The organism is Microbacterium sp. ET2 (assembly GCF_030347395.1).
Taxonomy (GTDB): domain Bacteria; phylum Actinomycetota; class Actinomycetes; order Actinomycetales; family Microbacteriaceae; genus Microbacterium; species Microbacterium albipurpureum.
This window is the reverse complement of sequence record NZ_CP128170.1, coordinates 1,354,884-1,375,440: the sequence shown is the minus strand read 5'-3', so window position 1 is coordinate 1,375,440 and position 20,557 is coordinate 1,354,884. Positions and strand designations below refer to the sequence as shown.

14 protein-coding genes and 1 pseudogene are annotated in these 20,557 nt (G+C 69.2%); 9 read left to right on the top strand and 6 right to left on the bottom strand.

Translation table 11 applies throughout. The annotated features are described in order from the left end of the window. The first annotated feature begins 8 nt into the window (after positions 1 to 8). From QSU92_RS06665 to QSU92_RS06655, 3 genes are all read left to right on the top strand, one after another. Positions 9 to 1,688, top strand: a complete 1,680-nt coding sequence (locus tag QSU92_RS06665) for an ABC transporter substrate-binding protein (RefSeq protein WP_289265395.1) — start codon at positions 9 to 11, stop codon at positions 1,686 to 1,688. A 71-nt stretch (positions 1,689 to 1,759) separates the two neighbouring features. Beyond that, positions 1,760 to 3,787, top strand: coding sequence for a beta-galactosidase (locus tag QSU92_RS06660; protein WP_289265394.1), 2,028 nt, complete (start codon positions 1,760 to 1,762; stop codon positions 3,785 to 3,787). A 35-nt stretch (positions 3,788 to 3,822) separates the two neighbouring features. Beyond that, positions 3,823 to 4,515, top strand: a complete 693-nt coding sequence (locus tag QSU92_RS06655) for a YesL family protein (protein WP_289265393.1) — start codon at positions 3,823 to 3,825, stop codon at positions 4,513 to 4,515. A gap of 40 nt (positions 4,516 to 4,555) precedes the next feature. Here the strand turns inward: QSU92_RS06655 and QSU92_RS06650 are convergent, their stop codons facing one another. The 4 genes and pseudogenes from QSU92_RS06650 to QSU92_RS17495 form a co-directional block, all read right to left on the bottom strand. Continuing rightward, positions 4,556 to 6,532: an alpha-glucuronidase gene (locus QSU92_RS06650; protein WP_289265392.1), complete on the bottom strand. Its 1,977-nt coding sequence runs from the start codon at positions 6,530 to 6,532 to the stop codon at positions 4,556 to 4,558. Positions 6,533 to 6,577: 45 nt separating this feature from the next. Continuing rightward, positions 6,578 to 7,816 (bottom strand): D-mannonate dehydratase ManD, encoded by a 1,239-nt coding sequence (gene manD / locus QSU92_RS06645; protein WP_289265391.1) that lies wholly within the window; start codon positions 7,814 to 7,816, stop codon positions 6,578 to 6,580. Then, positions 7,813 to 8,136 carry a hypothetical protein gene (locus QSU92_RS17500; protein WP_333783452.1) on the bottom strand — a complete coding sequence of 108 codons (324 nt, stop codon included), beginning with the start codon at positions 8,134 to 8,136 and terminating at the stop codon, positions 7,813 to 7,815. The genes manD and QSU92_RS17500 overlap by 4 nt, the downstream gene beginning before the upstream one ends. 152 nt (positions 8,137 to 8,288) lie before the next feature. Then, positions 8,289 to 9,239 (bottom strand): annotated as a pseudogene (locus QSU92_RS17495) (glucuronate isomerase); the annotation flags it as partial. 249 nt (positions 9,240 to 9,488) lie between these two features. Here QSU92_RS17495 and QSU92_RS06635 point away from each other — a divergent pair. Further along, positions 9,489 to 10,493, top strand: a complete 1,005-nt coding sequence (locus tag QSU92_RS06635) for a LacI family DNA-binding transcriptional regulator (RefSeq protein ID WP_289265390.1) — start codon at positions 9,489 to 9,491, stop codon at positions 10,491 to 10,493. Here QSU92_RS06635 and QSU92_RS06630 read toward each other — a convergent pair. Both QSU92_RS06630 and QSU92_RS06625 read right to left on the bottom strand, forming a co-directional pair. Then, positions 10,445 to 11,566: a hypothetical protein gene (locus QSU92_RS06630; protein WP_289265389.1), complete on the bottom strand. Its 1,122-nt coding sequence runs from the start codon at positions 11,564 to 11,566 to the stop codon at positions 10,445 to 10,447. The two genes, QSU92_RS06635 and QSU92_RS06630, sit on opposite strands and share 49 nt — an antisense overlap. 74 nt (positions 11,567 to 11,640) lie before the next feature. Next, complete coding sequence (locus QSU92_RS06625; protein WP_289265388.1) at positions 11,641 to 13,569, bottom strand: glycoside hydrolase family 30 protein; 1,929 nt, start codon at positions 13,567 to 13,569, stop codon at positions 11,641 to 11,643. 206 nt (positions 13,570 to 13,775) lie between these two features. Between QSU92_RS06625 and QSU92_RS06620 the strand changes: the two genes are divergently transcribed. The 5 genes from QSU92_RS06620 to QSU92_RS06600 all read left to right on the top strand — a co-directional run bounded on the left by QSU92_RS06620 (position 13,776) and on the right by QSU92_RS06600 (position 20,543). Beyond that, a complete protein-coding gene (locus QSU92_RS06620; protein WP_289265387.1) occupies positions 13,776 to 16,187 on the top strand; it encodes a beta-xylosidase/alpha-l-arabinosidase in 2,412 nt (803 codons plus the stop codon). A 70-nt stretch (positions 16,188 to 16,257) separates the two neighbouring features. Next, on the top strand, positions 16,258 to 17,445 hold the full coding sequence (gene xylA, locus QSU92_RS06615) for a xylose isomerase (RefSeq protein WP_124292305.1): 1,188 nt from the start codon (positions 16,258 to 16,260) through the stop codon (positions 17,443 to 17,445). Positions 17,446 to 17,545: 100 nt separating this feature from the next. Next, complete coding sequence (gene xylB / locus QSU92_RS06610; RefSeq protein ID WP_289265386.1) at positions 17,546 to 18,844, top strand: xylulokinase; 1,299 nt, start codon at positions 17,546 to 17,548, stop codon at positions 18,842 to 18,844. Positions 18,845 to 18,897: 53 nt separating this feature from the next. Continuing rightward, complete coding sequence (locus QSU92_RS06605) at positions 18,898 to 19,611, top strand: GTP pyrophosphokinase (protein WP_289265384.1); 714 nt, start codon at positions 18,898 to 18,900, stop codon at positions 19,609 to 19,611. A 50-nt stretch (positions 19,612 to 19,661) separates the two neighbouring features. After that, positions 19,662 to 20,543, top strand: coding sequence for a coiled-coil domain-containing protein (locus QSU92_RS06600; RefSeq protein ID WP_289265383.1), 882 nt, complete (start codon positions 19,662 to 19,664; stop codon positions 20,541 to 20,543). Positions 20,544 to 20,557: the final 14 nt, after the last annotated feature.

The window sequence follows — 20,557 nt, the reverse complement described above, 5'->3', positions numbered from 1 at the left end:
GAATCCCGATGACACAGCAGATTCGACCGAAGGGACGCGCGCGACGCGGCGCGGTTCTCGCCGGTGCGCTGCTCACCGCCGGCGCCCTGGTGCTGACCGGCTGCGCCGCCTCCGACGACGGCGGCACCGCCGAAGGCGGCGAGTTCGACTTCACCGGCAAGGATGTCGGGGCGATGGAGGACTACGGGGTGGGAGACACCTTCGCCGCGACCGAGCCCGTCGAGTTCGGTCTGTTCTACCGCGACCACCCGAACTACCCGATCGACGACAACTGGCTGCTCTTCGAAGAGCTCGAGGCGAACCAGAACGTCACGTTCGACATCGTCAGCGCTCCCCTCTCGGAGTGGGATCAGCGCAAATCACTCGTGATTGGCGCGGGCGACGCACCCGACATCGTCTCGGTGACCTATCCGGGTCAGGAGGTCTCATTCGTGGCGGGCGGGGCGATCCTCCCCGCGAGCGACTTCGTCCAGTACATGCCGAACTACATGGACAAGGTCGAGAAGTGGGGGATGGAGCCCGACCTCGACGCCCTGCGCCAGGAGGACGGCAAGTACTACCTCTTCCCCGGCTTCCGTGAGGAGCCGCGGCCCGAGTACTCCTACGCCGTGCGCACGGACATCTGGGAGGAGCTGGGCCTCAGCCTCGAGCCCGAGTCGTTCGAGGAATTCGCCGAGCAGCTCCGGACGGTCAAGGAGGCGTATCCCGACCTGTATCCGATGACAGACCGGTGGTCGGCCAACGGACCGATCGAGGGCACGCTCGGCTTCGTGTCGCCGAACTTCGGCACCACCGGAGGATGGGGCTTCGGCCAGGGTCTGTGGTGGAACGGCGAGGAGTTCGAGTACGCCGGGGCCAGCGACGGATACCGCGACATGGTCGAGTACTACGCGATGCTGGTCGAGGAGGGACTCCTCGACCCCGAGGCGATCACCCAAGACGACGACCAGGCTCTGCAGAAGTTCGCGTCGGGTCAGGCGTTGGCGATGGGAACGAACGATCAGGAGATCGTCCGCTACCGTTCCACGATCGAGGAGCTCGGCACGGATGCCGAGATCGGCATGATCCGCGTTCCCGCCGGTCCGGCCGGCGACAACTTCCAGTCGGGCCAGCGGCTCGTGAGCGGCTTCATGCTCTCGTCCGAGGCCGCGGACTCGGAGAACTTCCTGGCCATGCTGCAGTTCCTCGACTGGCTGTACTACTCTGACGAGGGGCTCGAGTTCGCCAAGTGGGGTGTCGAGGGTGTGACCTACGACAAGGACGGTGAGGACACCTGGGTTCTCAACGAGAACATCACGGCGATGGGTCTGAACCCCGACGCCCCGGAGAACCTGCAGGCCGACTACGGATTCTCCAACGGCGTCTTCACGCTCGTGCACGGATCGACCGTCGCTCTGGACCGTTCGATGCTCCGCCCCGAAGCGCTGGACTTCGTCGAGTCGATGTCGTCGAAGGACGTCCTCGAGCTGCCGCCGCCGGCGCCGCTGAACGAGATCGAGCGTGAGCAGGTCTCGCTCTACCAATCCTCTCTGAAGGACCACGTCTGGCAGAACACCTCGGCATTCATCCTCGGCCAGCGGTCGATGGACGAGTGGGACGACTATGTGGCCGAGCTCGAGGGCATGAACATGCCCGCGTACCTCGACATCGTCAACGCCGCGCAGGAGCGCTACGCCGAGAGCAACTGACCCCGTCGGCAACGGCCTCGCGTCCGCTAGGACGCGAGGCCGTTCCCGTCAGCGGAGGAGAGAGACCGACCATGACACTTCCCAGCCTGAGCAAGATCCCGTACGGCGGCGACTACAACCCCGAGCAGTGGAGCGAGGAGGTGTGGGACGAAGACCACCGCGCATTCGATCTCGCCGGTATCGATCTGCTCACGGTCGGTGTCTTCTCCTGGTCACGTACACAGCCCGACGAGAAGACCTACGACTTCTCCATGCTGGACCGCATCATCGAGAGGGCACAGGGCGAGGGTCGGAAGGTGTGCCTGGCGACCGGCACGGCCGCCGTACCGCCGTGGTTGGCAACGGCGTACCCCGACGTGTGCCGCGTCGACTTCGAAGGACGTCGCCACCGGTACGGCGTGCGCCACAACGCCTGCGCCAGTTCGCCGAACTACCGCCGGCTCGCCACGGCGTTGGCCGGCCGGGTCGCCGAGCGGTACGCCGATCATCCCGCGGTCGTCGCGTGGCACATCAACAACGAGTACGGCGGGCTCTGCTACTGCGAGCTGTGCGCGGGGGAGTTCCGCCTGTGGCTGAGAGACCGGTACGGGACGCTCGACCGGCTCAACGATGCGTGGAACGCCGACTTCTGGTCGCACCGGTTCACGGACTGGAGCCAGATCGTGCCGCCGAACATCCTGTCCGAACACTGGAAGAGCCCCGATCACACCGCGTTCCAGGGCATCACCCTCGACTATCACCGGTTCAACACCGACAACATCCGGGCCTCCTTCCGCGAGGAGAAGGAGGCCATACGAGCCCACTCGGATCTCCCCGCGACGACCAACATGATGGCGATCTACCGTCACCTGGATTACCACCGGTGGGCGGACGACCTCGACTTCGCCTCGTGGGACAACTACCCCACCGACGGGTCTCCGGTCTCGCGCCAGGCGCTCAGCCACGCGCTCATGCGGGGCATCAAGGGCGGGCAGCCCTTCTGGCTCATGGAGCAGACGCCGACCATGACGTCCACGCGCGACTACAACCCGGTCAAGCGACCCGGTCAGATGAGGCTCTGGTCATGGCAGGCGGTTGCCCACGGTTCGGACTCCGTGCTGTTCTTCCAGATGCGCCACAGCAAAGGGGCGTCGGAGAAGTATCACGGCGCCGTGCTGAACCACGCCGGCCGCACCGACACCCGCGCGTTCCGTGAGGTCGCCGATCTCGGCGCCGAACTCGCGGCGGTCGGAGACCGGCTGCTGGGGGCGCGGACGCCCTCCCGGGTCGCCGTGCTCTTCGACTGGGACTCATGGTGGGCCCTGGCGATCTCGGACGGCCCCAGCCGGTTCGTCTCGTACGAGAAGCAGATGGTCGCCTATCACGAAGCCCTGTGGCAGGCCGGAGCCGTGCTCGACGTCGTGCCGGTCACCGCCGACCTGTCGGGCTACGACGTCGTGGTCGCGCCGTTCCTCCACATGGTCAAGGGCGACACGGCGGCCCAGCTGGAAACAGTCGCGCGGCGCGGCGGCACCATCGTGACAACCGTGCTCTCCGGGCGTGTCGACGAGGACGACAACGCCTTCCTCCTCGACGTTCCGGGTCCCCTCGCGCCGATCGTCGGAGTGCGTGTCGACGAGACCGACTCGCTGCCCCCGACGCAGACGAACACGGTGATGCTCTCGCGTCCCGGCGAGCACGAGGTGCACAGCGAGGCATCCCTCGTCTTCGATCTGGTGATCCCCGAGGGTGCCGAGTCGGTCGGCTCGTACACGCAGGACTTCTACGCGGGCACCCCCGCGGTCACCCGGAATCGGATCGGAGACGGCTCGGCCTGGTACGTCGGCACGTGTCTCGACCAGCGCGGGGTCGACTGGGTGATCCGCCACGCCCTCCAGGAGCAGGGGCTGCTCGGCGTCTTCGCCGACGTACGGGATCTCGAGCACACGACGCGCGAGGTCGACGGCCGTCGCTACGAGTTCGTGCTCAATCACAGCGGGGCCGAGGTCGACGTGGCCTCGCCGTTCCAGGGGGTCGATGTGCTGACCGGTGTCGTCTTCTCCGTCGGTGCGTCGCTGCGCCTGGGCACCAACGGCGTGGCCGTGATCGAGGTCGATTGATGGCCGATCGGGCGAGCCCCGGCAGGATGGAGCGTGTGAACCCGTCCGCACCGTCTCCCGACCCGCGCCAGGGCGCGTTCTGGCGCGCGACGACGGTGATCTACTGGTACCTCGTCGTGGAAGGCTGCTTCCTCCTCGCCTCCGCTCCGGGGTTCGTGGGGATCCTCCTGCTCGAGCGGGATGCGAGCAACATCCCGCTGTATGCCCTGTGTCTTCTGCCGCTCGGCCCCGCGTTCTCGGCGGCGGTCTCCACGTTGGCGGCCCGGACGACGGCGGAGGAGCCGAACGTCTGGCCGAGGTTCTGGCGGGCGTACGCGCGCAACGTCGGCGACGTGCTCTGGGTCTGGGTCCCCGCACTCGCCATCGCCACCGTTCTCGGGACGACCGTGGCCTTCGGTGCGGCCGCCGGCGTCGACCTCTTCTTCACCGGCGCCGCGATCGTGCTCCTCGTCGTCGTGGCGCTGTGGGCGTCGCACGCCCTCACGATCGCGTCGTTCTTCCGCTTCCGCGCGCGCGACCTCGCGCGGCTCGCCCTGTACTACCTGGCCGCCAAGCCGCTGGTGACGCTCGGCTCGGCGTCGTATCTCGTGCTGGCGACAGCGGTCGTGGCGTTCGGATCCGATTGGATGCTGGCGCTCGCTGCGGTCGTGTTCGCCGCGTTCGCGGGGGCGAATGCCCGCCCGATGGTCGCCGATATCACCCAGCGGTTCATCGCGGACAACGGCTGACCCCCGCGCCGACTCCGAAGAGCTGGCGCGGGGAGCGCCGTCAGTAGATCGTGCGTCCGACCTCGTCGGCGATGCCCGACTTCCGCCAGAAGTAGGTGTTGATCTGGTCGCGCCATTCGATCGCCGACCGCCGCTGCTCGGTGAAGCGATCTCTGACGCGGCGATGCAGATCGGACGGAACCCGGTCCTCGAGCTCCTCCCACATCACGGCCATCTCCTCAACTCGCTCGACGCCCGCGAAGTGGGTGTCGTAGATGTGCTGGATCACCGTCGCCCCGCTGTGGAGGCGATGGGTGTAGGGCACGTGGTGGAAGAAGAGCACCAGCTCGTCCGGCACGGTGTCGAGAGACTCGTAGCGGCTCGCCCACGGTTCGGAGTACTGGCCTGCGAAGCCGGTCCCGGTCTCCACGGTCCGGTCCACGCCCACGCCGTCGCGATCGGCGAAGTGATAGGTGCCCCAGGCGGAGTACTCATAGCCGTCGACATCGGGACCGTAGTGGCGGTTCAGCGGGCTGACCATGAAGCACACCCCGAGCGGCGCGGTGTACATCTCGTAGGTCCGCCACGAGTCATCCAGGATCGAACGGATGCTTCGTCGCATCCGGTCGTCGGCCCCGAACGTCAGCGCGATCCACTCGTCGAGGATCATCCCCGGGTCGAGTGTCGGATCCCAGGCCAGACGCCCGTAGGCGTAGAGATTCGCCTGCGCCAGGGGGTGGCCGGTCCAGAAGTCATCGGATCCGACGTTCGAGACGGCGGCGATCCCTCCTCGCACCGTCTCAGCGAGGGTCGTGCCGTCTCCGGTCGGCTCGAACGCGAGGATCTCGCTCCACTGCGGTCCGAGATAGACCGCGTGCTGCTGCTGGCCGGTGTACTCCTGCGTGACCTGCAGCTCGAGCGCGACGCGGGTGCGCGTCATCCCGGGGATGACCGGTGAGATGGGCTCTCGCACCTGGAAATCGAGAGGCCCGTACTTCACCTGCAGGATCACGTTGTCGTCGAAACGGCCGTCGAGGGGGACGAAGGTGTCGTACGCGGCGCGCGCCCGGTCGGTGGTGCGGTCGCGCCAGTCCTGGTGATGGTTGTAGACGAACGCGCGCCAGTGCACGAGGCCGTCGAAGGGGGCGACGGCCCGGGCCAGCATGTTCGCGCCGTCGGCGTGGTCGCGCCCGTACGCATAGGGCCCCGGCTGTCCCTCCGAGTCGGCCTTCACCAGGAAGCCGCCGAAGTCGGGGATCCTGGTGAAGACGCGGGCGGCGGCATCCGTCCACCATTTCTGCACCGCAGGCTCAAGAGGATCGGAGGTGTCGAGTTCCCCCAGCGCCAGCGGGGAGGCGAAGTTGATCGACAGGTGGGTGCGGATCCCCCAGGGGCGGAAGATCGCCGCCAGACGCTCGACCGTGCCGAGATCGTCGGTGAGCAGGCGCGCCTCCCGGCGTCCGACATTGACGTTGTTGATCGTGACGCGGTTGATGCCGACGGATGCCAGAAGCCGGGCATAGGCGTGGACCCGGGAGAGATCCTCGCGCAGCCGCCCGTCGTCGTAGAAGATCGATCCGCCCGCGTAGCCGCGCTCGACCTGACCCATGTGGGGGTGCACCGCGACGTTGTCCCAATGGTCGAGCATGCGCAGTTCGTGCAGCGGTTCGTGGGTGGCCGCCGCCTCGCCACTCCCGCAGGCGAGGTGGCGTAGGTGGTGGAACCACCCGTAGAGGCCGCCGTTCGGGCCGCCGTAGGTGATCACCGTCCGACCTCCGCGGACGCGGTGGAAGAAGGCCTCCGGGCCGAGCCCGTCGGGTGCGTCCTCGACCGTGCCGGATGGAGCGATGACGAGGTCGGCGTCCGCGGAGACCTCCGTCATCCCTGCGCGCGCGATCTCGGCGCGGAGCGTGTCGATCACCACGCCTTCGCCGAGGATCGTCGCCGTGCGGCCGCGGAGTTCACCGGCGACGGCCGCGGGCAGCCACATGGGGTGCCCGTCGGCAACTGCTTCGAAATGGGATGCGGACGTGGTCATTGTTTCCTCGATCTGATCAGGGATGGTTGTCTGCGGGGCCGCGTCTCACCAGTCATGGACGGTGCCGTCGGTCAGGCGCGCGGCCGGCAGAAGCGCGGGCGAATAGGCGAACGCCTGCGCGGCGGCGTCGTCGTACTCGACGCCGAGACCCGGCGCATTGCCGGGGTGGAGGAACCCGTCGGCGTATCGGTACGAGGTGCGGAACACCTCGTGGGTGAGGTCGTGGTGGGCCATGTGCTCCTGGATCCCGAAGTTGTGAATGGCCAGGCCCAGGTGCAGGGCGGCCGCCATCCCGACGGGGGAGATGTCGGTGGGTCCGTGACTTCCCGATCTGACCTGGTACTGCGCGGCGAACTCGAACACGCGCTTCAGGTGGGTGATGCCGCCGGTATGGGTGACGGAGGCGCGCACGAAGTCGATGAGCTGCTCCTGGATGAGCGTCCGGAAATCCCAGATCGAATTCAGCACCTCTCCGACCGCGAGGGGGGTGGTCGTATGCTGCCGGATCAGACGGAACGCCTCCTGGTTCTCGACCGGTGTGCAGTCCTCCAGCCAGAACAGGTCGAAGGGCTCGAGGCTGCGCCCGAGGCGCGCGGACTCGATCGGGGTCAGGCGGTGGTGCACGTCGTGGAGGAGCATGAGCTCGGGGCCGAACTCTTCGCGGGCCCATGCGAAGAGGTGGGGAGCGAAGCGCAGGTAGCGCCGCGAGTCCCATCCTTCCTCGATCTGAAGACCCGCGCGCTTCGCCGGTTCGTAGGTGTATCGGCCGCCGCTGGCGCGTGACGAGGAGATCCCGTACCCCCCGCCCATCCCCGGCACCGCGACCTGCAGCCGCACTGCGCGGTAGCCCTCCTCGAGACGGGCGCGCACGGAGTCGCCGAGGTCGTCGAGATCGGCGCCGGAGGCGTGCGCGTAGACGAGGCATCCGTCTCGCGAGGCGCCGCCCAGTAACTGGTACACGGGCATCTGCGCCATCCGGCCCTTGATGTCCCACAGCGCCATGTCGACCGCCGCCACAGCGGTCATGGTGACCGGACCGCGACGCCAGTACGCCGAGCGGTAGAGCAGCTGCCACACGTCCTCGATGCGGTGCGCGTCGCGACCGACGAGCAGGGGTGCGACGTGGTCACGCAGATAGGCGGCGACAGCGAGCTCACGGCCGTTGAGTGTCGCATCGCCCAGGCCCACGACCCCGTCGTCGGTCGTGATGCGCAGCGTGACGAAGTTCCGGGCGGGACTGGCGACAAGGACCTCCGCTGAGCGGATGCGCGCCGCACTCGTCACGCGACCGCCTCGGCTGCTGCCGCGGCATGGTGCGGGACGGTCGCGGGAACGGCGGGGGCGGCGGGTTCGGACGCCGATGGGCGCCGCGGTGCGGGGTAACTCTCGCGGGGCAGGGTGTAGGCCAGTTCCGCTGCCGACTCGATCGCCTCGTCGAGATCGAGGCGGTGCTCGGCGACGAGGCGCGCGAGGTGCCCTGCATCGATGCGACGCGACAGGTCATGGCGCGCGGGGATCGAGCAGAAGGCGCGTGTGTCGTCGACGAAGCCGCTGGTGTTCCGCAGCCCGGCGGTGTCGCCCACCGCCTCGCGGAACCGCCGCATCGCATCGGGTGTGTCGAGGAACCACCATGGTGCACCCAGGCGCAGCGCCGGGTAGACGCCGGCGAGCGGGGCGAGCCCCGCGAGTACAGGGTCTCGTCGACGGTGAAGACGATCAGGCGAAAGTTCTCATGGTGACCGAACGCCTCGAGCGCTGGTCGCAGCGCGTGGGTGAACTCACCCGCGACCGGGACGTCGTAGCCGATGTCGTGACCGAATCGCTCGGCGACACCGCGATCGTGGTCGCGCATGACCCCCGGATGCAGCTGCATGACCAGTCCGTCCTCGGTGGACATCTCGGCCATCTGGAACAGCATGTGCGCGGTGAAGGCCGCCGCGTCCGCGGCGTCGATCTCGCCCACGCGCGCCGCATCGAAGAGCCTGCGGGCATCGGTCGGATCCAGGGGTGTCATCGCCGCCGACCGGTGGCCGTGGTCCGTGGCGCGGGCCCCGGCGTCGACGAAGGCCCGCCGTCGGGCCCGGAGTGCCGCAAGGTACCCCTCGTACGTGTGCGCATCGATGTCCGCGCTGCTGCTCAACGTCCCGAGCTGCCGCATCCAATCGCCGCGAGCGGGCTCGAGAAGTGGGTCGGGGCGGAAGGTGGGGATGACCCGCTTCCCCCAGCCCTCGGCTGCCAGGCGGGCGTGCGCATCGAGAGTCGATGTCGCCGGATCGGTCGTCGCGAGGATCTCGATTCCGAACCGCTCGAAGAGCGCGCGGGGACGGAAGTCGGGTCGGGTGAGTCGATCGGCGATGTGGTCGTACAGGAGGTCGGCGGTGTCGGGAGAGGGCTTGTGCGGAGCCTCGAAGACTTCCGTCAGCACATGTTCCAGCCAGTAGCGGGTGGGCGTCCCCCGCAGGGCGGCCCATCCCGCGCAGAAGCGTCGCCAGATCGCACGCGGGTCCTTCTCGACGGCCGCACCACGCGACGCCCCCGCACCGAGGTCGGCGACTGTGCGAACACCCGAATCGCGAACCGGTCCGGGCGTCGTCGACTGCGAGACGAGCATTCGGATCAGATAGTGATCGGGCGAGACCAGGAGCGATGACGGGTCCGCGAAAGACTCGTCTCGCGCCAGCATCTCCGCGTCCACGTGACCGTGCATCGACACGATCGGCAGCGTGGCTGTCCGCGACAGGATGGTGCGCGCGATCCGCCGTACACCGGGGTCCACCGGGAGGGCGCGATCGGGGTGCAGTCGCGGCTGGGGAGAGGGGGCGTCGTCGCCGCCGTGGACCGGCATAGGAGGGCTCCTTGGGTATGTAAACGTTATTATCCTAGTGTCCATCGTGCGTTCCGCCGCTAGAGGTTGGGATGATGGAGCCCTGAACCGCTAGTGAGGTGTCCGTTCGACATGGTGACCGTCCACGACGTCGCGGCGCGATCGGGAGTCTCGATCGCCACCGTGTCGCGCGCACTGCGAGAGCCTCATCGCGTTTCAGGTGACACGCGTGACCGGGTGCTCGCCGCGATCGATGAGCTGGGATATCGGCCCAACAGGGCCGCGGCAAGCCTGCGTCGCGGCCGGACGGGGGTGATCGCGCTCGTGGTGCCCGACATCGAGAACCCGTACTTCTCGTCGATGACCAAGGGCGCGCAGGCGACCTCGCGCGAGCGCGGGTACGGCCTGGTCGTCGTGGACACGACCGAGCGCGCCGATGTCGAGGACGAGGAGATCCGTGCGCTGCGCTCGCAGATCGACGGCCTGATCCTTGTCTCCTCCCGCCTCTCGGACGACCGGCTCGCAGAGGTCGTGGCGGAGAACACCTGCGTCCTGATCAACCGGGACCTTGGGAAAACGGGCCCCGCCACCCCATCGGTCACGATCGACGAGTCCGCCGCCGGCCGAGCCGCGATCGAGCATCTCCACGGTCTCGGCCACCGCCGCATCGCCTACGTCGGCGGGCCCGCGACGTCGTGGTCGCAGGCCCGGCGGTCGAGAGGAATCGCAGCGGCCGCCGCCGCGCTGCCGGACCTTGTGCTGGTGGAGATCGCAGACGCCGTGCCCACCTCTGCCGGAGGACGTGCGGTTGCGGCTGAGGCGTTGCGGACCGAGGCCACCGCTGTGATCGCTTACAACGACCTGGTCGCACTGGGGATGCTGGCGCAGTGGTCGGAGTCGGGCATCCGGGTGCCTGATCAAGTGAGCCTGGTCGGATTCGACAACACCTTCGTGACGGGGCTCGCCTCCCCGCCCCTGACCAGTGTCGGCGCCGACTTGCGGGAGCTCGGCGATGCCGCCGTCGAGCTGCTTCTGGAGCGGATCGATGCCCGCGGGGGCACGCCCGAAGGCGGCATGCACCGCTCCCTTCATCCGCGTCTCGCCGTTCGCGCCTCCACGGGGGCGCCTGAAGACTGATCACGCTGTTCGCCTGTCTCCGGGACGCCGGCGGTCAGCGCCTGGGCGACGGCGTCGTCGATGCGACGTTGCGTCTGCGCGGCGGACCGACGTCTCAGACGCAGCACGGCGAAGGTGATCAGGACGGCGGCTGCGATGAGGCACAGCTGTGCCCACGGCACGGTCCATACCGTGAGGGTGGCCGTCTGCGGCGTGCCCGCGTCGGCCAGGGCGTCCTCGCCGACGACCTGCGGTGTGACCTGCACCTCGCCGAATCCGAGCACGAGCGGCCAGAGGTCGAAGGATGACGAGAGGTGGGCCTCTTGCCCAGGGAGGATTTCTCGTGTGGATGCCGACGCCGAGGAGGGCGCGATGCCGAATGGCCCCGTGACGGTGGCGGTGGATGTTGCGCCGAGACGGACATTCCCCGAATTGCCGAGGCTGTAGGCGACGTGCACCGTGCCGGGAGCGAAGGGGTTCCACGATGGTTCGTACGTGGCCTCGACCTGATCGACGTCGAGCGACGCGACGACGGGACCGTCGACCCGCAGATGGACGCGGACCCCGACACGGCTGGCCATCTCGACTCCGGCGCCATCGCCGGGGACGAATTGGGCGACGAGTCCCGCGGGGTGGTCGCCTGGCGACGCGTTCTCGGGCACAGTGATCGTCAGGGGGATGACGACCGAGCCGCCCGCGGGCAGTTCGATCGTGAGGGGCTCATTGGGCAGGGGGTCCTGCCCGTCGACCGCGCCGATGTCGATCCAGGAGCCCGCGTCCACAGGCGTCTCACCGGGCGGGAGAAGGTCGAAGTTGCCGTCTGCGGTCACCACGCCGTCGCTCGCGTACACCGCGAACGTCGCCGGCCCGGGGGTGAAGTTCGTCAGCGCGACGCGGTCGTCCACCCTCGCGCCCGGTTCCATCACGTGCCGGAGGGAGATCCGTTCGTCGGCGCCGTCGGGGCCGGCGGGGGACAGCGTCCAGGTCGTGCCGGAGGTGTTCTCGGCAGCGGCCGCGAACCCGGGCGAGGCCAGGGTCAGGAACGTGAGGAGTGAGGCTGCCGCGAGGTGGCGGAAAGCGTGGGTGGCGTTCATCGGGGCTCCGTGGTCGTACGCGGAAGAGGAACCGGCGCGGCCTGCGTCAGAGGCAGGCCGCGCCGGTGGGGAGATCAGTCCTCGGGGAAGAGGGTGACCGTGAGGACACCCTCATAGGTGCCCGCCGGCGTGTCCACCGGGGCTTCGAGCGCGAGGTCCGCCCCGAGCTGCGTGGAGCCGAATCGCCCCTCTGGGGCGGCGTCGCCCAGACGCTGAGGATCTGCAAGGCCTGGCCCGCCGCTCATGACCGTCGCCACCGCATCGCCCGCGCTGACCCCAGGGCGAGGGGTGAGCACTTCGGGCGTCCACTGGAGATGCTCCGCGCCGAGCGTCTCGCCGCCGGCGGTGAAATCGCTCGACTGGCCCGACACCGCCCACCCTCCGGCGCCCGCCTGATCTTCGCTGCGAGAGTCGGTGACCGTCACGACGGGAAGCTCGCCCTCGAAGCGGATGCGGTCGCCGGCGTTCTCGCCGGGGCTGAGCACGACTCCCGCTCCGAAGTCGGCCACCGTCAGCGACAGCGAACCCGGCTCGCCGGGCCCGGGCACCGTCGCCTCGATGGGGATACCCTCGCCGTCGCCCTCGGATGCCCCGGGCTCGACGACCAGCGTCACCAGCGATCGAGCGGGAAGCTCGAGAGTGGTGCGTCCGTCCGCCGTGGTCGCGATGCCCTCGGTCTCGACCAGCTGATTTGCCTGGTCGTTGAGGTACGCGGTCGGCTGGCTGTCGATGTCGATGTCCGTCGACACCGAGGCGGTGTTGTTGTTCAGCACCTGCACCACCCGACTGCCGTCGGCGTTGTCGAAGGCAGCGACTTTCACGCCCTCGATCGCATGGACGGCGTCGAAGCGCACCGCGTCTGGCCGGATGAACCGGCTGAAGGCGGCCATGCCGTAGAGGCGCGAACCCACCGTGAATGTGTCGTTCTCGGGATCGACCACCATGAGCGAGCCAGAGCCGCCCTGGCTCACGCCGAGCCACCAGAGGTATCCGGTCGCGTTGGCGCTCATCAGGGTGTCCATCATGTGATCGACCATGCGGATGCCGTCCGAGCCTGCGCCCGGGTTACCGTCCCAGTTCGCGTTGAACTCCGTCAGACCGGCGACCGAGGCCGCCCATTCCGACATCCACAGCGGCTTGTCCGTCTCGAATGCCGAGTCGGAGCGGCTGGCGTACGAGTGCGCGGTCAAGACGTCCACCCACTGCGAAGCCTCGGAGTCCTCTTGGATGGCGCTGTGATAGTTCTTACCCTGATTCCAGCCGAACGACTCGCAGCACAGGAGGTCGTAGCCGGAGGCATCGAAGACCGGTCCGGCAGTCTTGGTGAACTCCACCGCCTGCTGCGGAGTGAAGCGCATCGACTCGTAGGACGAGGTGTAGTCGGGCTCGTTGGTGAAGGCGATCCCGTCGATCCCGACGCCCTCATCGGCATAGAAGTCCGCCCACGCGACGAGGTAGTTCGCGTAGGCATCCGTCCAGTCCCCACCTGGGCACGCCGTTCCCGACAGTCCGCAGAGGGTGCCGCCGTTGGCTGCACTGTTGTTCGTCTTCATGTAGCCGGGTGCGGTCCAGGCGTTGCCGTAGATGTACTCGACGCCGGCGGCTTCGGCTGCCTGCGCGAACCACACCTGCCCGTTGTCGTAACCGTCCCACTGGTAGTTCGGCTCGGCGTCCGGCCCGCCGGGGTCGTCGGGCTGAATGGACAGCATCCAGTCGTAGGGCCCGGTCGATTGGCCGCCGATCCCGAGCCGCAGGATCGAGGGATCGACGCCGGTGTCGCCGAGGAGGAGTTCGACCGCTTCGGCCTTCTTCTCGTCGGAGAGGAGGTTCAGGCGATGGGTGCGTTGGAACGCGGCGGAGTAGCCGAAGCCGTCGATCGTCTGCTGCACGCTTTCAGGCTGCAGGTCGATCGCCGTCGCGTCATTGGCTGTTGCGGCTGCGGGGACGGCGAGCGCCGCTCCCGTGAGCGCCACAGCGGCAAGTGACGACAATGTCTTTTTCACAGTTCTCCTTCGAAACTGTCGCGTGTAATGTAAACGTTAACCTAGCGACGAGGGGGAGCCGAGTCCACAAGTTTTTTGCCTCTTGATCGGGAAAATGGCGGCGGAATGCTCAGCGGTCCGCGAAGTGTTCGTGTTGCCTGTTTCGTACGATCGTGAGTCCGAATCGTGGGCGCGCGTCCTGATCGCATGACTGTGAAGGCGCAGATATGAAACTTTCGATTCCGGTTCCGAACGACGCCGATGAGGGCATCGCCGCCGGAGCACGTGCTCTCGATCCCGACGCCATCGCCGGCGACGTCACCGGTGGCGTCGTCGAATTGCTCGTCTCTCGCATGTCGCTGGAGGAGAAGCTCGCGCAGCTCTACGGAGTGTGGGTGGGCGCGTCGGCTGAGGGCGGCGACGTGGCGCCCCACCAGCACGATGTCGAAGAGGCCGTCGACCTCGACGCGCTCCTGCCGGCGGGCCTCGGGCAGCTGACGCGACCGTTCGGCACGAAGCCGGTCGATGCCGGGGTGGCGGCGCTCTCGCTCATGCGGACGCAGCAGCGCCTTCGTGGGGCATCCCGCTTCGGAATTCCGGCCGTGGCTCACGAGGAGTGCCTCGCGGGCTTCGCCGCCTGGGGTGCGACGGCCTACCCCGTGCCCCTGAGCTGGGGGGCGACCTTCGACCCCGAGCTGGTCGGACGCATGGGCCGTCGCATCGGTGACGACATGCGATCGGTCGGCGTGCACCAGGGCCTCGCGCCGGTGCTGGATGTCGTGCGGGATGCGCGGTGGGGCCGTGTCGAGGAGACGATCGGCGAAGACCCGCACCTCGTCGCGACCGTCGGTACTGCGTACGTGTCGGGTCTCGAGTCGGCAGGCGTCGTCGCGACGCTGAAGCACTTCGTCGGCTACTCCGCCTCCAAGGGCGGCCGCAACCTCGCCCCGGTGTCGATCGGTGCGCGTGAACTGCAGGACGTGCTCCTTCCGCCGTTCGAGATGGCGATTCGGGAGGGTGGCGTCCGCAGTGTGATGAACTCGTACGCCGACCTCGACGGCGTGCCCACCGCAGCCGACCGGACCCTCCTCACGGAGCTTCTGCGCGAGGAGTGGGGCTTCGAGGGGACGGTTGTCGCCGACTACTTCTCCGTCGCGTTCCTGAAGCTCCTCCACGGCGTCGCCTATTCCTGGGGGGATGCCGCGGGTGCGGCGCTGGAGGCTGGAATCGACGTCGAGCTGCCGACCGTCAAGACGTTCGGCGAGCCCCTTCGGCGTGCGGTCGATGAGGGGATCGTCGAGGAAGCGCTCGTCGATCGGGCTCTTCGGCGGGTTCTGAGGCAGAAGGAGCAGCTCGGTTTGCTCGCGTCAGACTGGTCGGCGGTGCCCATGGCCCTGGCCGAGGCGGATCTGTCCTCGCCCGAGTCCGTGCGCGGCACGGTCGATCTCGATCCGCCCCGCAACCGCGAACTGGCACGGCGGCTGGCCGAGGAGGCGATCGTGCTCCTGCGCAACGACGGGACGCTGCCCCTCGACCGACCGGCGTCGATCGCCGTGATCGGTCCCAACGCGGACGATCCGTATGCCATGCTCGGCTGCTACTCCTTCCCGACCCACGTCGTCACGCAGCATCCCGGAACGGAGCTGGGCATCCGCATCCCCACGCTCCTCGAGGTGCTGCGCGAAGAGTTCCCCGGCGCCAGAGTCGATCACGAGATCGGTACGAGCGTCGACGGCGGGGAGACCACCGGCATCGACGCCGCCGTCGCCGCGGCACGCGCCGCGGACGTGGTCGTCCTCGCTCTCGGTGATCGTGCCGGTCTCTTCGGGCGCGGGACGAGCGGGGAGGGATGCGACGCGGCATCGCTCGACCTGCCCGGCGCTCAGCAGCAGCTGCTCGACGCCGTGATCGACGCGGGCATCCCCGCGATCGTCGTCCTGCTCGCCGGGCGCCCCTACGCCCTGGGTCGCGCGGTGGACGAGTCCGCCGCGGTGATCGAAGCGTTCTTCCCGGGCGAGGAGGGGGCGGGCGCGATCGCGGGCGTGTTGAGCGGCCGGATCAACCCGAGCGGTCGCCTGCCGGTGAGCGTCCCGTCGTCGCCGGGTGCTCAGCCGACGACCTATCTGGCATCCACGCTCGCCCGGCGCACCGAGGTCTCCAACATCGACCCCACCGCTGCGTTCCCCTTCGGTCATGGTCTGTCGTACACCTCCTTCACGTGGTCCGATCTCGACGGGGACGCGGCGGAGATCACGACGGACGGCGAGGTGACGCTGAGCCTGCGTGTGACGAACGACGGCGAGCGCGCCGGGACCGATGTGGTGCAGCTCTATCTGCACGACCCGGTGGCAACGGTTGCCCGGCCGCTGCAGAAGCTGATCGCCTACGCGCGGGTGCCGCTGGAGCGGGGCGAATCAGCCGACGTCCGCTTCCGGGTGCACGCCGACCTGGCCGCTTACACCGGCGCTGCGGGGAAGCGGATCGTTGACGCCGGGCGGCTCGTCCTGTCGGCGGGCAGGTCGAGTGCAGACCTCGTCTCCGACTATGCGATCGTCCTCTCCGGACCTGTTCGGCAGGTTGATCACCGCCGCCGACTCCGTGCCGAGATCGAGGTGTCCTCGGTGTCAGCGCGGCTATGAGGAGCGGGTGGACGCGGCATCCGTCGTGGTATAGGTTGTTAACCGCAACAATTTCCCGCGAAGGAGCGCCATGCCCACCCCCACCCGCGCCGACAAGTTCTCGTTCGGCCTCTGGACCATCGGATACAACGGCACCGACCCGTTCGGCGGCCCGACCCGACCGGCGTTGGACGTCGTCCACGCCGTCGAGAAGCTCGCTGAGCTCGGCGCCTACGGACTCACCTTCCACGACGACGACCTCTTCGCCTTCGGCTCGAGCGACAGCGAGCGCCAGACGCAGATCGACCGGTTGAAGGGCGCCCTCGCCGACACCGGCCTCATCGTGCCGATGGTGACCACCAACCTCTTCTCCGCACCGGTCTTCAAGGACGGCGGGTTCACCTCGAACGACCGTCAGGTCCGCCGCTTCGCGCTCCGCAAGGTGCTCCGCAACATCGACCTCGCCGCCGAGCTCGGTGCGAAGACGTTCGTGATGTGGGGCGGCCGCGAGGGCGCGGAGTACGACGCCGCAAAGGACATCCGCGCCGCTCTCGAGCGCTACCGCGAGGCCGTGAACCTCCTCGGCGACTACGTCACCGACAAGGGCTACGACATCCGCTTCGCGATCGAGCCGAAGCCCAACGAGCCCCGCGGTGACATCCTGCTCCCCACGCTGGGGCACGCTCTGGCGTTCATCGATTCGCTCGAGCGCCCTGAGCTCGTGGGCCTGAACCCCGAGGTCGGCCATGAGCAGATGGCGGGCCTGAACTTCGCCGCCGGCATCGCGCAGGCGCTCTACCACGGCAAGCTCTATCACATCGACCTCAACGGGCAGCGCGGCATCAAGTACGACCAGGACCTCGTGTTCGGTCACGGCGACCTGCACAACGCCTTCGCCCTGGTCGACCTGCTCGAGAACGGCGGCCCGGGTGGCGTGCCCGCCTACGACGGCCCGCGTCACTTCGACTACAAGCCCTCGCGCACCGAGGACGAGACCGGTGTCTGGGACTCGGCGGCCGCCAACATGCGCACCTACCTGCTGCTCAAGGAGCGCGCCGCGGCCTTCCGCGCCGACCCCGAGGTGCAGGAGGCACTGGAGGCGTCGAAGGTCACCGAGCTCGCCCAGCCGACGCTGAACGCGGGAGAGTCGTACGACGACCTGCTCGGCGACCGCTCGGCGTACGAGGACTTCGACGCGCAGGCCTACCTCGGCGGCCACGGGTTCGGCTTCGTCCGCCTGCAGCAGCTGGCCACCGAGCACCTGCTCGGCGCGCGCTGACGCGTCGAGACCCACCTTCCCGCGCGAAACCCACCGCGATACCGTCGGTCTCGACGGCCGCGGTGGGTTTCGGCGGATCCACCCGGAAACGAGGAGAGCCATGGCGCTCGTGATGGGGGTCGACTCGTCGACCCAGTCGTGCAAAGTCGTGATCGTCGACACCGCTTCCGGCGAGGTGGTCCGCCAGGGACGCGCCACGCACCCGGAGGGGACCGAGGTGGACCCTTCCGCCTGGTGGCAGGCGCTGCAGGCGGCGATCGAGGATGCCGGCGGTCTGGCCGACGTCGAGGCGTGGGCCATCGGGGGGCAGCAGCACGGCATGGTCGTCCTCGACGCCGACGGCCGCGTCATCCGTCCGGCCCTGCTGTGGAACGACACCCGCTCGGCGGGCGCGGCCCGCGATCTCATCGCCGAGTTCGGTGCCGACGACCTCGCGCAGCGCTCCGGTCTCGTGCCGGTGGCGTCGTTCACCATCACCAAGCTTCGCTGGCTCCGCGATGCCGAGCCCGACAACGCCGCACAGGTCGCAGCGGTCGCTCTTCCGCACGACTGGCTCACCTGGCGGCTGCGCGGGTTCGGGCCTGTCGGCGAGGCCCCGCGCGGTCCCGTCCTCGACGAGCTCGTCACCGACCGATCGGATGCCTCGGGCACCGGCTACTGGGATCCCGGGACCGGCGGCTACGATCACGCACTCCTGGAGGCCGCGCTCGGCCACGACGCGCGCCTGCCGCGGGTGCTCGGCCCCGACGACCATGTCACCGACGCCGAGGGGCGTCGCGTGGGCGGCGGGGCGGGCGACAACGCCGGTGCCGCGCTCGGGCTCGGTGCGGCCGCGGGCGATGTCGTCGTCTCGATCGGCACGAGCGGCACCGTCTTCGCCGTCAGCGACGAGCGCACGATCGACCCGACCGGCACGGTCGCCGGCTTCGCCGACTGCACCGGGCGGTTCCTCCCGCTCGTGGCGACCCTGAACGCCGCGCGCGTGCTCGACGCGATCGCCCGACTCCTGGGCGTCGACCACGCCGAGCTCAGCCGCCTCGCGCTCGCCGCCGAGCCGGGCGCGGCGGGCCTCACGCTCGTGCCGTACTTCGAGGGCGAGCGCACTCCGAACCTCCCCGACGCCACGGCATCGCTCGACGGCATGACCCTCGCATCCACGACCCGTGAGAACCTGGCCCGCGCGGCGGTCGAGGGGATGCTCGGCGGACTCGGCGCGGGTCTGGACGCCCTTCGGAGTCTCGGCGTGCCGCTGCAGCGGGCACTCCTCATCGGCGGCGGCGCACAGTCCGAGGCGGTGCGCGAGATCGCTCCGCTCGTGCTCGGCATGCCCGTCGAGGTGCCGGCGCCCGGTGAGTACGTCGCCCTCGGCGCCGCACGGCAGGCCGCCGGCATCCTCTGACACCGCCGCAGGCCTTTCAGCCCGTTCAGAGCCGGCGTCCCTAGCGTCGCATCATGGACCCAGACCCCGGTGACGACGACCGCATCTCGGTGAGCCCTGCCGAGATGCGGGCGCTCCGCGACGAGATGCAGCGCTTCCTGCTGGAGTACCGCTTCGGCATGCAGGAGATCGAGACCAAGATCGGCATCCTCCGCGACGAGTTCCTGTATCTGCACGACTACAACCCCATCGAGCACGTCTCCAGCCGCGTGAAGTCGCCCGACAGCATCGTGGACAAGGTGGCGCGGAAGGGCATCGATCCCGAATTCGCCGCGGTGCGCGAGCACATCACCGACATCGCCGGCGTCCGCGTCACCTGCAGCTTCGTCACCGACGCCTACCGGCTGTTCGACCTTCTGACGCGCCAGGACGATGTGACGGTGCGCACCGTGAAGGACTACATCGAAGACCCCAAGCCGAACGGCTACAAGAGTCTCCACGCGATCGTGGAGGTGCCGGTGTTCCTCTCCACCGGCCCCGTCACGGTGCCGGTGGAGGTGCAGTTCCGCACCATCGCGATGGACTTCTGGGCGAGTCTGGAGCACAAGATCTACTACAAGTACGACCGGCAGGTTCCCGAGGGGCTGATCGAGAGTCTGCGGGATGCCGCGGACACCGCCGCCGAACTCGACGTCCGCATGGAGCGTCTCCACCGTGAGCTCCACGCGCCGCCCGCCACGCCGACGGTGGTGGCCCCGGCGTCTCGCCGCGGCGCGCTCGCGGTCTGACCCCGCGCGATGCCCCCGTGAGCGCCGGTGATGCGGGGCAGAATGGGTCGATGGCCGGGGAGGATTCGGGCGGTGCGAGCGGCGGCGAGGCCGACGAGCTCGACGCCGTCGCGGCCGAGCTCTACGCCCTCCGCCCCGACGAGTTCACCGCCGCACGCAACGCGCGCGCACTTGCCGCGCCGCGGGCGCTCGGCTCCCGTATCCGCTCCCTCCGCAAGCCGGCGGCCTCCGCCTGGGCGGTCGACCTGCTCGCCCGCGAGGGACGTCTCACCGAGGTGCTCGACCTCGCGGCGGCGCTGCGCGAAGCGCAGGACGACCTCGACGCCAAGGAGATGCAGCGCCTCGGTCGGGAACGCCGCGCGCTGGTTCAGGCGCTCGCGCGCCAGGCGGTGACGCTCGCGGCCGAGCACGGCGTGACGGTCAGCGCGGCCGCGCGCGACGACGTCGCGGCGACGATCACCGCCGCACTCCTCGACCCGCTCGCAGGGGCGGCGGTCGCGACCGGGCGCCTCATCCGGCCCCTCGAGGCGACCGGCGTCGATCCGGTCGACCTGTCCGAGGCGGTGGGGGGCAGCATCCCGGGTCTCCCCGACGCCGCCGCCCGGCCTGAGCGAACGACCGACGACCTCGCCGCGCGCCGGGCCCGGAAGGCGGCCGAGCAGGCGGTGCGGGCCGCGGAGCGCGGAGCGAGCGACGCCGAGCGCGAGCTGACGCGCGCCGAAGCTCTGCTCGCCACGGCGACGGAACGTGCCGACCACCTCTCCGAGCGGGTCGAGGAGCTGCGTGCGCAGCTCGCGCGCGTGGAGAAGGATGCTCGCGCCGCGGCCGACGCACGGAAGGCGGCCGCTGCAGCGCGGACCGCCGCCGCCGAACGGGTCGAGGACGCGCGCCGCACCCTCGAAACCGCTCGAAGGGCCGTTCCGCCGGCGTGATCGGCGCTCCCCGC